Origin of the sequence: Saccharopolyspora karakumensis (assembly GCF_004349225.1) — a bacterium.
Taxonomy (GTDB): Bacteria; Actinomycetota; Actinomycetes; order Mycobacteriales; family Pseudonocardiaceae; genus Saccharopolyspora; species Saccharopolyspora endophytica.
The window spans coordinates 55,840-70,529 of sequence record NZ_SMLA01000033.1 but is presented as its reverse complement, the minus strand read 5'-3'; the positions used below and the strand labels follow the sequence as shown (position 1 = coordinate 70,529).

Below are 14,690 nucleotides of genomic sequence, written 5' to 3'. Positions count from 1 at the left end.
GGGGTAGTGGGTTGGGCCTGGCGGCGTAATGTTGTTGGGCGATGGAGATCTTTCATCTTCGGTACTTCGTGGCCGTGGCGGAGAAGTTGAGCTTCTCGGGCGCCGCGCGGTCGTTGCACATGGCCACCTCTCCCCTGAGCCAGCGGATCCGGGACCTGGAGCGCGAGCTCGGGACCGTGCTGTTCGAGCGGGACTCGCACCACGTGCAGCTGACCGAGTCCGGGACCGCGCTGCTGCCGATCGCCCGGGATGCGTTGAGCCGGTTCGACGACGTGCCGTGGCGGCTGCGGGAGGCGATCGGACGGCAACGGCCCGTCGTCTACCTCGGCGTTCCGCCCGGCCTGCACTCGACGTTGCGGGAGCGGCTGACGGTGTTCACCCGCCGCTGCGCCGAGGTGTGCGAGCTGAAGCGCTGGCCCGGCGGGAGCCGCGAACTGCTGCTCGGGGTGCAGCGCGGCGAGCTGGCGATGGCCCTGGTGCACCTGCCGGTGCACGCCGAGGGCATCGAGGTGTTCGAGCTGATGCGGGAGCCGCTGGGCGCGGTGCTGCCCGCCGCGGATTTCGCCGGCCGCGAGGCCGTGTCGCTGCACGAGCTGGTCGGGCTGACCTACGTGCGCCCGGTGGCGCGGATGCTGCCGGACTACTGGGACGAGCTGGAGGCGCGGCTGACCGCCGCCGGAGTGCACCGCAGGATGACGCTGGACACCGGTGATTACGGCAGCACGGCGGAGGTCATCGCCAACGGCGGAGCATTCGCGATTTCCATGCTCGACCCGAAGAGCGGAATGCAGAAAATGCGCGACGAGAACATCACCGTGCTCCCCATCCAGGATTTCTCACCCAGCCTCGCAACCGGTCTGATCTGGCGCCAGGACCGCACCGAGGAGCAGCCTGAGCTGCACGAACTCATCACCGCTGCGAAGGGATCGATGGCCGATCCCGTGGCGTGACCGCTGCGGTCACGCCATTGTTCGCGATACGGTTCCACTGATCAATTGAACACCGCTCCACCGCCGACCTAACGTAGTTAGCGAAGCAAACAAGTCGATTCGGGACGAATTCCCGACGCACTAGGAGTGGTGATGGCAACCCCCGCCGACAACGCCTCCGGCCCTCTGACCGGCGTGCGTGTCATCGACCTGTCGACCGTGGTCATGGGCCCGTACGCGGCCCAGGTCCTCGGCGACCTCGGCGCCGACGTGATCAAGATCGAGTCGCCGAAGGACACCGCGAGGCTCGGCAACGTCCACCGCACCCCCGGCATGACGCCGCTGGCGATGAACGTCAACCGCAACAAGCGCAGCGTCGCGCTCAACCTCAAGGACGCCGGCGACGCCCAGCGCGCCCGCGAGCTCATCAGCAGCGCCGACATCGTGATCACCAACATGCGCATCAACGCGCTGCGGCGCCTCGCCATGGACTACGACAGCCTCGCCGCCGACAACCCCCACCTGATCTACGCCCACGCGCAGGGCTTCCGCCCGGACTCCGATCGCGCCGAGCTCGCCGCGTACGACGAGACCGTGCAGGCCGCCTCCGGGCTGCTCGACCTCGCCCAGCGCGCCGGCGACATCGGCAAGCCCGTGGTGCTGCCGAGCATCTTCGGCGACAAGGTCGCCGCGCTGACGATCGTCTACTCGGCGCTGGCAGCGCTGGTGCACCAGCGCGCGACCGGCCGGGGACAGCTGGTCGAGGTGCCGATGGCCGACACGATGCTGGCGTTCAACCTGGTCGAGCACCTGCAGGGCCGGATCTTCGAGCCGCCGAAGACCGACACCGGGTTCCCGCTGTCGATGACCACCGGCCACCGCGCCCGCCCCACCAAGGACGGCTACGCGATGATCATGCCCTACACGCCGAAGAACTTCCGCGACCTGCTCACCGCCGCCGGACGCGAGGACCTCGCCGCCGATCCGCGACTGGCAGGCGACTACATCGACGCCCGCGAGCACGGAACGGCGCTGGTCGAGCTCATGGAGTCGGTGACGCCGACGCTGACCACCGCCGAGTGGGTCCAGGTGTGCACCGAGCACAGCATCCCGGTCGGCCCGGTCCTGCGGCTCGACGAAGCCGCCGACGACCCCTACGTGCGGGAAGGCCACCTGCTCGACCTGGCCGAGCACCCCACCGAGGGCAGCTACCGGCAGGTGGGGGTCCCGATCCAGTTCTCCGCCACCCCCGCCTCGATCCGACTGCACCCACCGATCCCCGGCCAGGACACCGAGGCGGTCTTCACCGAACTCGACCAGCGCAACGAGGGGAACGCGGCATGACCACGCCGAACACGACCGTGCGGACCGAGACCCGGGGCAACGTCCTGGTCGTCACCCTCGACCGGCCCGAGGCGCGCAACGCGATCAACGCCGACGTCGCGCACGGCATCGCCGCCGCCGTGGACGAGCTCGACGCGAATCCGCAGCTGCGGGTGGGTGTCCTGACCGGTGCGGCGGGCACCTTCAGCGCCGGCATGGACCTCAAGGCAGCCGCGCGCGGCGAATCCCCCAGCGTCGGTGACCGCGGTTTCGCCGGGATCACCGAGTACGACAGCGCCACACCGCTGATCGCCGCCGTGGAGGGCTTCGCGATGGGCGGCGGTTTCGAACTGGCGCTGGCCTGCGACCTGGTGGTCGCGTCCTCGGGCGCGACGTTCGCGCTGCCGGAGGTCAAGCGCGGGCTCATCGCCGGTGGTGGCGGCGCGATCCGGCTGCCCAAGCGGATCCCGCACCACCTGGCCGTGGAACTGCTGCTGACCGGCCGCAGCATCGACGCCGGTCGAGCCGCCGAGCTCGGCCTGGTCAACCGGGTCGCCGACGACGGCGCCGCGCTCGACACCGCGCTGGAACTGGCCGAGGAGCTGACGGCCAACGCACCGCTGGCGCTGGCCGCGGTCAAGCAGGTCGTCCGGCACGCCGACCGGCTGCCCGAGCCGGAGGCGTTCGCCGCCCAGCGCCGCGAGATCCGCGGGCTCCACGAGTCCGCCGACTTCGCCGAGGGCGTCCGGGCCTTCACCGAGAAGCGCGCACCGAAGTGGACGGGACGATGAACAGCGAAGAGATCCTGCGCCGCGTGGCGACCCCGCTCGGCACCCCGGCCTACGCACCGGCGGTCGCGCGGTTCACCGACCGCGAGTACCTCAACGTCGTCTACCGCACCGACCCCGAGGCGCTGCGCGCCGTGGTTCCCGAACCGCTGGAGTTCGACGAGCCGCTGGTGCGCTTCGAGATCATGAACATGGGCGAGGTCACCTCGTTCGGCCCGTACGTCGAGGCGGGGCAGGCGATTCCGGTGCGCTTCGGCGAAGAGCGCGGCGAGTACCTGCACGCGATGTACCTGAACAACTTCCCCGCCACCGTCGCCGGTCGCGAGGCCAGCGCCTACCCGAAGGTGATGGGCGAACCGGCGCTCAAGGTGGAGAACTCCGCGCTGGTGGGAACGCTGAACCACGGCTCGGAGCGGGTCGCGACGGCGACCATGGGCTACAAGTGGTTCCCGATGGATCTCGCCGCCGCCGAGGCCGAGATCACGGTGCCCACGTTCGTGCTCAAGCTCGTCCCCGGCTACGACCACCGGCCGCGGATCGCCGAGCTCGTGCGCACCCGCATCACCGACATCACCGTCAAGCAGGCCTTCACCGGTCCCGCGCGGTTGCAGCTGTTCGAGCACGCGCTGGCTCCCCTGGCCGACCTGCCGGTGCGCGAGGTCGTCTCGGCCAGCCACATCATCACCGATCTCACGCTGTCGGGAGTCGAGCCCGTCCACGACTACCTGGCGGAGAGGAAGCAGTCATGAGTCCGAAGTGGACGAACGTCGCGGTGGTGGGAGCCGGGACCATCGGCCTGGCCTGGGCGGCGCTGTTCGCGCACGCCGGCCTGGAGGTCCGGGTCACCGATCCGCGCGACGACCTCGACGCGGCCGTCGACGAAGCGCTGCCGATGCTCGCCGAGAGCATCCCCGGCGCCGACGTCGCCGCGCTGCGCAGCCGCATCACCGCGACCGACGACCTGGCCAAGGCGGTGGAGAACGCGCAGCTGGTGCAGGAGAACGGGCCCGAGCGGCTGGAGTTCAAGCAGCAGCTGTTCGCCGAGATCGCCCGGCACGCCCCCGCTGATGCGGTGCTGGCCTCCTCCAGCTCCGGGATCGTGGCCTCCGCGATCGCCGCCGAGCTGGACGAGGACGTGGCCGCGCGGTTGCTGATCGCCCACCCGTTCAACCCGCCGCAGGTGGTGCCGCTGGTGGAGATCGTGCCCGGCGCGACGGCCGAGGAGGTCGTGCAGGAGGCCATCGCCTTCTACCGCGACCTGGGCAAGACACCGGTGCGGATCCACGAGGAGGTCGACGGTTTCGTCGCCAACCGGTTGCAGAGCGCCCTCATGCGCGAGTCGATCTCGCTGGTGCAGCAGGGCGTCGTGTCCGCCGAAGAGCTGGACGCGGTGATGAAGGCGTCACTGGGCGGCCGCTACGCCACGATCGGCCCGTTCGAGAGCTTCCACCTCGGCGGCGGCCCCGGCGGGATCCGCCACATGATGGCCCACCTCGGCGTGGGCATGGCCGACCGCTGGGCGGAGCTGGGCCGACCGGAGCTCGACGACGCCACGATCACCTCCCTGGTCGAGCAGACCGAGACCGCCTACGGCTCGGGCCCCGACGCCTACCGCGAACGCGCGCGCCTGCGCGACCGCAAGCACAACGCGATCAACTCCGCGCTGGACGGAATCGAAGCAGACCCGAACGCAACAGCCTGACGAGGAAGAGACATGCCCAAGCCCGTGAACACCAATCCCGATTTCTTCGGCTTCTACGACCTGCTCAGCGAGTCCGAGCGCTCGGAGCTCGCCGAGATCCGCGACTACCTGGAGCGCGAGGTCAAGCCGCTGGCCAACCAGGCGTGGGACACCTCGGAGTTCCCCTTCGAGGTCGTCGAGAAGTTCGCCGAGCTGCGGCTGGCCGGCCACCAGTTCGCCGAGCACGGCGACGGCAAGCCCCGCAGCCCGCTGTTCACCGGGTTCCTGAGCCTGGAGCTCAACCGGATCGACCCGTCGCTGGCCGTGTTCTCCGGCGTCCACACCGGACTGGCGATGGGCAGCATCTACCACGGCGGTGACCAGGAGCAACGCGATCGCTGGATCCCGGACATGGTGGAGATGAACCGGATCGGCGCGTTCGCGCTGACCGAGCCCGAAGGCGGCTCCGACGTCGCCGGAGGCATGCGCACCACGGCCCGCAAGGACGGCGACGAGTGGGTGCTCAACGGCGCCAAGCGCTGGATCGGCAACGGCACCTTCGCCGACCTGATCGTGGTGTGGGCGCGTGACGAGGCCGACGGCAACGTCAAGGGCTTCGTGGTGGAGAAGGGCGCTCCCGGCTTCACCGCCACCAAGATCGAGGGCAAGATCGCGCTGCGCACCGTGCAGAACGCCGACATCGCCCTCACCGACGTCCGAGTCCCCGAAGCCAACCGGTTGCAGCAGGTCAACAGCTTCCGCGACACCGCGAAGGTGCTGGCCATGACCCGGGGCGGTGTCGCGTGGCAGGCGCTGGGCGTGGCGGTGCGCGCCTACGAGCTGGCCCGCGAGTACGCGGTGAACCGCGTGCAGTTCGGCAAGCCGATCGGCGCCTTCCAGATGATCCAGGACCTGCTGGTCAAGATGCTGGGCAACATCACCGCCATGTTCGGCGTCGTGGTGCGGCTCAACGAACTGGTGGCGCAAGGTTCCGGAAGCGCCGAGCAGGCCGCGCTGGCCAAGGCGTTCACCACCACCAAGATGCGCGAGGTCGTGTCCTGGGCCCGGGAGCTGTTCGGCGGCAACGGGATCGTTCTGGAACACGAGATCGCGAAGTTCTTCGCCGATGCCGAGGCGGTCTACTCCTTCGAGGGCTCCCGGGAGATGAACACGCTGATCGTCGGCAAGTCGATCACCGGACACAGCGCCTTCGCGTGAGGACCGGCTTCCAGATGCGACCTGCTCGGCGGTGCGGCTAGCGGAACCTCGGCGGATCCGCTCGGGAGCGCGCCCCCACCGACGTCCGCTCCAGATGAGACCCGTTCGGGTACTTGCGCTCCAGTCCTCCCGATTTCAACCAAAAAATCGCGTGGTTCCCCGAGAGACGGCCGCTCACCTCGATTTCCGAGGTGGGCGGCCTTCCTACGGGCTCGCGCTCAGATCGTCCATCCGCTCAATGGAGGCATCGTTGGGCGGAAAGGTCCAATTCAGCGGCCGAGCGCACTATCATCACGCCGAGTGATACTTTTGATCATTAGTGGAGCACCAGTAGTCCCCGGTGGCGCCCCCGACGTTTCGGCACCGCGGTGCCCGTCACCGAAACCCCCGTACCAAGGACGCTGATGTCTGAAAGCCCCTTACCCGCGATCCATACCGACCGAGCCCCCGAAGCCCCACCCCACCACGATCTTCGGGCGAAGCTGCAGCGGCTGGTCGTGGCGTCCCTGGCCGCGACGGCGCTGATCGGGACCGCCACGGCGGTCACGCTGGTCTTCGTCCCTCCGCCTGAACTGCGCTACACCGTCCTCGCGGTGGGCATCGTCGCCGGCATCGCCGTCGTGGTCATCGGATACCTGCGCGCGAACGCGCTGGCCGACGAGGTCGACCGGCGGATCCACGAATCCGGCCACGACGCCCAGGCCAGGCTGCAGGAGTCGCTGCGCAACTCCCACCAGTGGATCGAGTCGCTGCGCGGCACCGTCGCCCAGGGAACCCGCGAGCTGCCGCAGCTCGTCGAGCAGATCCAGTCCGGCCAGCAGCCCGCGCCGAAGTGGCCCACGGGCGAGCCGGTCACCGGCAACCCGTACGAGCTGCTCGCCCACGAGCTCCGGCAGGCCCAGATGGCCGTCGAGTTCGCGCTGGTGCGCATGCAGAGCGAGCCCTCGCAGACCAACATCGACCCCAGCGTCGCGGTCTTCGCCAACCTCGCCCGGCGCGTGCAGTCCCTGGCCCACCGCGCCATCCAGCGGCTCGACGAGCTGGAGCAGCAGGTCGAGGACCCGGACCTGCTCAAGGGCCTGTTCGCGGTGGACCACCTGGTCACCGGCGTGCGCAGGCAGGCCGAATCCCTCGCCGTGCTCGGTGGTTCGATGCCGCGGCGGCAGTGGAGCAAGCCGGTCGCGATGTACACCGTGCTGCGCTCCGCGGTGGCCGAGGTCGAGCACTACGCCCGCGTCAAGGTCATCCCGCCGGTCGACGGCACGCTGCACGGTCACGCCGTCGCCGACGTCATCCACCTCATCGCCGAGCTGGTGGAGAACGCCACCGCGTTCTCCGAGCCCGACACGCAGGTGAGCATCAACAGCCAGATCGTCACCGCCGGCCTGGCCATCGACATCCGCGATCGCGGCTTGGGCATCGACCAGCGCAGCCGGGTCACGCTCAACGGGCTGCTCACCAATCCCGACGACGTCGACCGGGACGCGCAGCTGCGCGACGGCCGCATCGGCCTGTACGTGGTGGCGCAGCTGGCGCACCGGCACCACATCGGCGTCGAGCTCGAGAACAACATGTACGGCGGCACCGACGCGCACGTGGTCATCCCCAACAACCTGCTGGGCGAGACCGACGTCGAGCCGGACGAGTCCGCCGCGCAGAGCTCCAGCAGCGTGCTGTCCACCGTCGAACCGCAGGTCAACGGCCACGAATCGCGCGGTTCGCTGATGCCCGCGCCGGCGCAGACGTTCAACAGCGGTCGCCACACCGGCCAGCAGCCCGTCTACACGACCGGGCCGCAGCCGGCGGTCCGCGAGGAGCGCCCCACCCGGCAGCAGCACAACCCCTACGCGCGCCACTCCGGCGCCGTGCCGGAGGCTCCCCCGGTGACGACATCCGGTCCGGTCAACGCCGACAACGCCGAACGGCCCGCGCTGCCCCGGCGCGACCGCACGCGCAGCTACCTGGTCCCGCAGCTCGCGGAGAGCTCCTCGGCTCCCGAGGAGAAGCCGCAGGGCGGACCGAGTCCCAGCCTGTACGCGTCCTTCCGCTCGGGTGTCGAGGGCCGCGTTTCGGACGACCAACCGGGCCAGGGCTGACCCCGCACCGCACACCCCCTCCCCCCGCACAAGATCTGCCCCGCGCAGTGAGAAGAGTCAGGAGACGTTTTCCACAATGGCCAATGACGCAGCGGGCTCGTCGTCCGACCTGAGTTGGCTACTCGCCGACCTGCTCCGACGAGTCCCGCACACCCGCTGTGCCCTGCTCGCCTCCACCGACGGAATCAAGCGGTACTACAGAGGGCTCGACAACGACGAGGCGGACGCCCTCGCCGCCTGGGCCGCCGCGCAGTGCTCGCTGGCCCGCAACGGCGGCCGCCGGTTCGGCATGAACGGTGGTGGCGTCCGCCAGGTCGTCGTCGAGTTCAACGACCTGGTCGTGTTCGTCTCCGCCGCCGGTAGCGGTGCCGTGCTCGTCGTGCTGGCCACCCCGGAAGCCGACGCCGCGGTGCTCGGCTACGAGATCGCCCAGCTCGTCAAGCGAGTCCCGAACCACCTGGCTACCCCCATGCGGCAGCCCACCGCCGCGCGGAGCGCCGGTGAGATGGGCAGGTGAGCATGCCCGGACCATCGGACACACCGTGGCTGGACAACGAAGCCGGACCGCTGCTGCGCCCGTACTCGCTGACCAACGGCCGGACCGAACCCAGCGAACCGCTGTCCTTGCAGTCGCTGGTGCGGTCCACCGGGCGCTTCTCACCGGAACGCATCGAACCGGTTCACGCCAAGATGCTGACGCTCTGCCGGCACGCCACCTCGGTCGCCGAGGTCGCTGCTCACCTGCGGCAACCCGCCGTAGTCACCAAAGTCCTGCTCTCCGATCTCATCGACTGGGGAGCGCTCACCACCCACGCACCCGCCGACGTGCCGAAGCGCGATCAACTGGAGGCTTTGCTGAATGGGCTCCAACAGCTCTGAGCCATTCCCGACCTCGTTCAAGTTCCTCATAGCGGGTGGGTTCGGAGTCGGTAAGACCACGTTCATCCATTCGGTCAGCGAGATCGAGCCGCTGACCACGGAGGAGACGCTCACCGTCGCCAGCGTCGGGCACGACGACCTGACCGGCGTGGGGGACAAGACCACGACCACCGTGGCGATGGACTTCGGTCGTATCACGTTCGACCCGCAGAACATCGTGCTGTTCCTGTTCGGCACGCCGGGTCAGGACCGGTTCTGGTTCATGTGGGACGACCTGGTCGACGGCGCCCTGGGCGCGGTCGTCCTGGCCGACACGCGTCGGCTGGAGGACTGCTTCGCGGCCGTGGAGTTCTTCGAGCGACGCGGAATCGATTTCCTCGTGGCGGTCAACCAGTTCGAGAACAGCTTCCGCTACCAACCCGAGGAGGTACGGCAAGCACTGGACATCAAACCGCACATCCCCGTCGTGCTCTGCGATGCGCGCGACCGCCGCTCCGCGGCCTCGGTGCTGGTGCAGCTGATCGAGCACGTGATGGAGACCCGCGCCTTATGACCCCGCCCCGAATCCCCCACCGAAATCGGAGTTTCTCGTGACGACCTTCGATGCTGCCGGTCACCGGCACCTCAGCCCCGTCGACTCACACGCGCACGAGCGTGCGGCGCGGTTGCGCCAGCTCGGCCTGGGCGACGCCGCAGATCCCGAGTTCGACGCGTTCGCGCAGCGCGTCGCCCAGACCCTGGGCGTGCCCAACGCCATGGTCAACTTCATCACCGACACCCACCAGTACCTGGGTGGCCTGTTCACCAAGGTGGCGGGGATGGAAGACCCCCACTCCGACGCCGACCCGCGTTCGGCCCCGATGGAGACGGGCTACTGCCCGCACGTCATCGCCCGCCGGATGGCGCTGGTCCTCGAAGACGTCTGCGACTACCCGCGCTTCGCGGGCAACGACGTCGTGGACAAGATGAACGTCCGCTCCTACCTGGGCGCTCCGCTGATCGACCGCACCGGCATGGCGCTGGGCACGGTCTGCGTCATCGACAGCGAGGTGCGCCCGTGGGGCCGCGACGGCCTCAACGCCATCAAGGCGCTGGCCAGTGAAGGCGTCGACCTGGTCCACCGCCGCGAGCGGGACCTCCAGGCGGGCTGAACGCCACCTGCGACGAGGGGGCTGGACCGACAACGGCGGTCCCGCCCCCTCGATGCTTCTCCGCGGTCGTCAGCCGCGGCGCAGGAGCAGGTCCAGGTCGTGCTGGATGCCGGGCCTGCGCTGCTCGACGTTGCCGATGGACAGCTCGAACTCGCCGATGTGGCGCGCGAGCTCGTCCACCGTCGGCAGCTCCACGAACGGCCTGCTGTCCTCGGCGACCCGCAGCTTGTCGACGAGCTGCTGCTCGCTCCAGGACGCCGTGTGGGAGTACATCGAGGAGCGGTGGCGCCCGTCGGCGGTGAGCACCGCCAGGATCGCCCAGCAGGCGAGCTCACCGATCTGGCTGGCCAGGATCTGCCGCTGCTGCCCACCGGTGGTCGTGGTGGTGGTCAGCTTGTCGATCCGGGACACGTGCTCGGCGAGCTTCGGGTCGACGTCGAAGTCGTCGAAGATCGAGAAGAACCGCTGCGGGTGCTTGAGGATCGTCGACCCGAGGTAGACCGTGATGGCCTCGGTGCTGCCCTCGAAGATCCGGAACAGCCGGTAGTCCCGGTAGAACTGGCCGACGACGTTGGTGTCGACGAACCCGCGCGCCCCGAGCAGCTGCAGGCAGCGGTCGACCACCTGCCACATCAGCTCGCAGCCCAGGATCTTCGCCGCGAAGTAGAAGGGCTCGGGGACCTCGCGGCCCGAGTCGAGCAGGTCGGTCATGTGCTCGACCAGCATCTCCACGGCTTGGGTCGCCGCCACCGACTCGGCGATGATCTGCTGGATCCGCCCGTTCTCGGCGAGGTTGCCGGTGGCGACCTCGCGACGACGGGCGAAGCGCTGGGCAAGTTCCAGCGCCCGCATCGCCGCACCGAGCGCGCCGGTGGCCAGCATGAGCCGTCCCTGGGTGAAGGCGGTCTTGGCCGCGACGAGGCCCTTGCCCTCCTCGCCGAGCAGGCCCTCGGCCGGGACGCGCAGGTTCTCGAGGCTGAGGCTGTTCTGCGGCACCGCCTTGAGCCCGAGCGTGACGACCTCGGGGCCGCGCACGAACCCGGGCGAGGAGGTGTCGACGAGGAACCCGGTGATCCCGGCGTCCTGGCCGTTCTCGTCGGTCAGGCGCGCGAAGAGGTTGACGTAGTGGGCGTCGGCACCCAGCGAGATCCACTGCTTGTCGCCGTTGATGACGTAGGACCCGTCGGGCCGCTTGGTCGCGGTGCTGGTGATCGCCCGGACGTTGGATCCCATGCTCGGCTCGCTGACCGCGCTGGTCACCAGTCGGCGGCCCTGCGCGAGCTCGGGCAGCACGGCCGAGCGCACGTCCTCACGCGCGAAGTGCTGGATCGGCGGCACGCCGAGCGTGTTGTGCACGGCGAGCAGGATGAGCAGGTTGCAGTCGATCGCACCGGCCTGCCGCCACACCTTGATGGTGTCGGAATGCGAGAGTTCCTGACCCTGGTAGCGCTTGGGGATCTGCACGCCGAACAGGCCCGCGTCGGCGAGGTCCGGGATCAGGGACAGCTGGAAGCCGCGACGCTCGTCCATTCGCCGGGAGTCGAGTTGCTCTCTGCTGTACCTGCGCAGGAAATCGAGCATCTCCGACGCCGCGCCGGGGTTCGGGGAACCGCTTTCGGTCGACTCCATTCCGTTTGGTCCTTCCTGGGAAAGGCTCTCGCGAGGGGGTGGTCGCGAATGGGGGCGGATTCGGGCACGTTTGATAGGACGAACGGGCGCCGCACCGGAATTCGGCGCGGGTGGATTACCGCGTTCGTCGTCTCATTCGTTCCGCTGAGGTGAAAGGGCGACCCCACCTTCAGACGTGCGCTGACACCGGCCCGAGCAGTGGGGATGCCCGGGGCGCAACCACGGTGTTGATCTACCGGAGAGAACGAGGTGGCACGTCTTCAGCATTGGGGATGTCGGGGTTGCCCAGTCCTGCCGCGTTCACGTGGCGCAGGCTCGGCCTCGGCTCGGATCGCCGTCGGACCCCGGAGGGAACGAGGCCTTGGCGATCGGTCGAGATCCATGGCGAAAACTCCGTTTCCTACAAGCCGGCACTGTCCACGTGAGCACAGCCGGAGTGGGAAATTACCGTAGCTCACCAATGCGGGGTACCCCCTTTACGGTGAGCCGAATAACGGACCGTAATCACCGCTGGTGGCGAGAACCTGAGAACTCTGTGAGGAAATCGACTTGAGCGGAGAGCAGATTCTCGAAAACGGAGTCCTCTGTGGACGACAACGGGAATTGTCCGAGGTCACGACCAGAACTCGACAGTAGGGTCGAAACCCGCGTCGCGGGCTGAAACCCGGCGGGCGCACCCGATCGCGGAAGGCGAGACCTTGATCACCTTCCGCGATCGCGGCTCACTCGATGCCCGCGGCGTCCATCCCGCGGATCTCCTTCTTCAGGTCGGCGATCTCGTCGCGCAACCTGGCCGCCAACTCGAACTGGAGCTCCCGCGCGGCGTTCATCATCTGGTCGTTGAGCTGCTGCACGAGGTCGGCCATCTCGGCACGCGGCATCCCGGAGATGTCGCGGTCCTCCAGCAGGCCGGCGCTGCCGACCGCCTCGCCCGAGGGCTTCTTCCCGCGCGAGGTGTTGCGGCCGGAACCGCCCACCGACACCGACTCCTCGGTGTCCTCGGCCTCGCTGTACACGCGATCGAGGATGTCGGCGATCTTCTTGCGCAGCGGCTGCGGATCGATGCCGCGCTCTTCGTTGTAGGCGATCTGCTTGGCGCGGCGCCGGTTGGTCTCGTCGATGGCGTGCTGCATCGAGTCGGTGATCCGGTCGGCGTACATGTGCACCTGACCGGAGACGTTGCGCGCGGCACGCCCGATGGTCTGCACCAGCGACGTCCCGGAGCGCAGGAAGCCCTCCTTGTCTGCGTCCAGGATCGACACCAGCGAGACCTCCGGCAGGTCCAGGCCCTCGCGCAGCAGGTTGATGCCGATCAGCACGTCGTACTCGCCGAGCCGCAGCTGCCGCAGCAGCTCCACCCGCCGCAGGGTGTCGACCTCCGAGTGCAGGTAGCGAACCCGGATGCCCAGCTCCAGCAGGTAGTCGGTGAGGTCCTCGGCCATCTTCTTGGTCAGCGTGGTCACCAGCACCCGCTCGTCGCGGTCGGCGCGCTCGCGGATCTCGTGCACCAGGTCATCGATCTGGCCCTCGGTCGGCTTGACCACGACCTCGGGATCGATCAGCCCGGTCGGTCGGATGACCTGCTCGACGAACTCGCCGCCGGCCTGCGCCATCTCGTACGGGCCCGGCGTGGCCGACAGGTACACGGTCTGGCCGATGCGGTCGGAGAACTCCTCGAAGGTCAGCGGCCGGTTGTCCAGCGCGCTGGGCAGCCGGAAGCCGTGCTCGACCAGCGTCCGCTTCCGGGAGGCGTCGCCTTCGTACATGCCGCCGATCTGCGGGACCGTCACGTGCGACTCGTCGACGATCAGCAGGAAGTCGTCCGGGAAGTAGTCGATCAGCGTCGCCGGGGCCGAACCCGCCTCGCGGCCGTCGATGTGCCGCGAGTAGTTCTCGATGCCCGAGCAGAACCCGACCTGGCGCATCATCTCGATGTCGTACTGGGTGCGCATCCGCAGCCGCTGGGCCTCCAGCAGCTTGTTCTGCTTCTCCAACCGGCCCAGCTGGTCCTCGAGCTCGCCCTCGATGGCGCGGATCGCCTTGTCCATCCGCTCCGGACCGGCGACGTAGTGGGTGGCCGGGAAGATCCGCAGCTCCTGCACCTCGCGGACGATCTCGCCGGTGAGCGGGTGCAGGTAGTAGAGCCGGTCGATCTCGTCGCCGAAGAACTCCACCCGCACCGCCAGTTCCTCGTAGGCGGGGATGATCTCGACGGTGTCGCCGCGCACCCGGAAGGTGCCGCGGGCGAAGGCGATGTCGTTGCGGCTGTACTGCACGTCCACCAGCGCGCGCAGGAACACGTCGCGGTCGATCTCACCGCCGACCGCCAGCGGGATCGCGCGGTCGAGGTAGGACTGCGGCGTGCCCAGGCCGTAGATGCAGGAGACCGAGGAGACCACCACGCAGTCCCGGCGGGAGAGCAGGTTCGAGGTGGCGGAGTGGCGCAGCCGCTCGACGTCCTCGTTGATCGAGGAGTCCTTCTCGATGTAGGTGTCGGTCTGCGGGACGTAGGCCTCGGGCTGGTAGTAGTCGTAGTAGCTGACGAAGTACTCCACGGCGTTGTCCGGGAAGAACCCGCGCAGCTCGTTGGCCATCTGCGCGGCCAGCGTCTTGTTCGGCTCCAGCACCAGCGTGGGGCGCTGCACCCGCTCGACCAGCCACGCGGTGGTGGCCGACTTGCCGGTGCCGGTGGCGCCGAGCAGCACCACGTCCTTCTCCCCGGAGTTGATCCGCCGTTCCAGATCCTCGATGGCCTGCGGCTGGTCACCGGCCGGGTCGTAGTCGCTGACCATGCGGAACCGGGCGTCGGTCCGGGGGATGTCGCCAACCGGGCGGAACTCGGAGTGCGCCAGCACGGAGTCCTCGGGGCGCTCAGTCGCAAAAGCCACGTTCCCCAGCGTACGAGGCACCACCGACATCATGTTGCGTCACGGGGTGCCATCCGGCCGATGAGGGCGGACAATGGGATGCGTCACCGGCCCCGACCGATGGGAGGT

At 68.9% G+C, this 14,690-nt stretch carries 13 protein-coding genes; 11 read left to right on the top strand and 2 right to left on the bottom strand.

The window, feature by feature from the left end:
- The first annotated feature begins 41 nt into the window (after positions 1–41).
- The 11 genes from E1202_RS20400 to E1202_RS20350 all read left to right on the top strand — a co-directional run bounded on the left by E1202_RS20400 (position 42) and on the right by E1202_RS20350 (position 10,065).
- Positions 42–950, top strand: a complete 909-nt coding sequence (locus E1202_RS20400) for a LysR family transcriptional regulator (RefSeq protein WP_132684746.1) — start codon at positions 42–44, stop codon at positions 948–950.
- A gap of 132 nt (positions 951–1,082) precedes the next feature.
- Positions 1,083–2,273, top strand: a complete 1,191-nt coding sequence (locus E1202_RS20395) for a CaiB/BaiF CoA transferase family protein (protein ID WP_132684745.1) — start codon at positions 1,083–1,085, stop codon at positions 2,271–2,273.
- Positions 2,270–3,043 (top strand): crotonase/enoyl-CoA hydratase family protein, encoded by a 774-nt coding sequence (locus tag E1202_RS20390; protein ID WP_132684744.1) that lies wholly within the window; start codon positions 2,270–2,272, stop codon positions 3,041–3,043. The genes E1202_RS20395 and E1202_RS20390 overlap by 4 nt, the downstream gene beginning before the upstream one ends.
- Positions 3,040–3,789, top strand: coding sequence for an acetoacetate decarboxylase (locus E1202_RS20385; RefSeq protein ID WP_132684743.1), 750 nt, complete (start codon positions 3,040–3,042; stop codon positions 3,787–3,789). Before E1202_RS20390 ends, E1202_RS20385 begins: the two co-directional genes overlap by 4 nt.
- Positions 3,786–4,742, top strand: coding sequence for a 3-hydroxyacyl-CoA dehydrogenase NAD-binding domain-containing protein (locus E1202_RS20380; RefSeq protein WP_207918799.1), 957 nt, complete (start codon positions 3,786–3,788; stop codon positions 4,740–4,742). The genes E1202_RS20385 and E1202_RS20380 overlap by 4 nt, the downstream gene beginning before the upstream one ends.
- 12 nt (positions 4,743–4,754) lie before the next feature.
- Positions 4,755–5,939 carry an acyl-CoA dehydrogenase family protein gene (locus tag E1202_RS20375; RefSeq protein WP_132684742.1) on the top strand — a complete coding sequence of 395 codons (1,185 nt, stop codon included), beginning with the start codon at positions 4,755–4,757 and terminating at the stop codon, positions 5,937–5,939.
- A 404-nt stretch (positions 5,940–6,343) separates the two neighbouring features.
- Positions 6,344–8,035, top strand: a complete 1,692-nt coding sequence (locus E1202_RS20370; RefSeq protein ID WP_132684741.1) for a sensor histidine kinase — start codon at positions 6,344–6,346, stop codon at positions 8,033–8,035.
- 76 nt (positions 8,036–8,111) lie between these two features.
- A complete protein-coding gene (locus E1202_RS20365; protein WP_132684740.1) occupies positions 8,112–8,552 on the top strand; it encodes a roadblock/LC7 domain-containing protein in 441 nt (146 codons plus the stop codon).
- 2 nt (positions 8,553–8,554) lie between these two features.
- On the top strand, positions 8,555–8,914 hold the full coding sequence (locus tag E1202_RS20360) for a DUF742 domain-containing protein (protein ID WP_132684739.1): 360 nt from the start codon (positions 8,555–8,557) through the stop codon (positions 8,912–8,914).
- Positions 8,895–9,467 carry a GTP-binding protein gene (locus E1202_RS20355; protein ID WP_132684738.1) on the top strand — a complete coding sequence of 191 codons (573 nt, stop codon included), beginning with the start codon at positions 8,895–8,897 and terminating at the stop codon, positions 9,465–9,467. Before E1202_RS20360 ends, E1202_RS20355 begins: the two co-directional genes overlap by 20 nt.
- A 37-nt stretch (positions 9,468–9,504) precedes the next feature.
- A complete protein-coding gene (locus E1202_RS20350) occupies positions 9,505–10,065 on the top strand; it encodes a GAF domain-containing protein (protein ID WP_132684737.1) in 561 nt (186 codons plus the stop codon).
- A gap of 69 nt (positions 10,066–10,134) precedes the next feature.
- On the opposite strand, the gene E1202_RS20345 is transcribed toward E1202_RS20350, so the two are convergent.
- Together E1202_RS20345 and uvrB are read right to left on the bottom strand one after the other, a co-directional pair.
- Positions 10,135–11,694 (bottom strand): acyl-CoA dehydrogenase family protein, encoded by a 1,560-nt coding sequence (locus E1202_RS20345; RefSeq protein WP_235878705.1) that lies wholly within the window; start codon positions 11,692–11,694, stop codon positions 10,135–10,137.
- Between the two features lie 722 nt (positions 11,695–12,416).
- Entirely contained in the window at positions 12,417–14,582 is a 2,166-nt protein-coding gene (uvrB, locus tag E1202_RS20340; RefSeq protein ID WP_132684736.1) for an excinuclease ABC subunit UvrB, read from the bottom strand.
- Positions 14,583–14,690 lie beyond the last annotated feature (108 nt).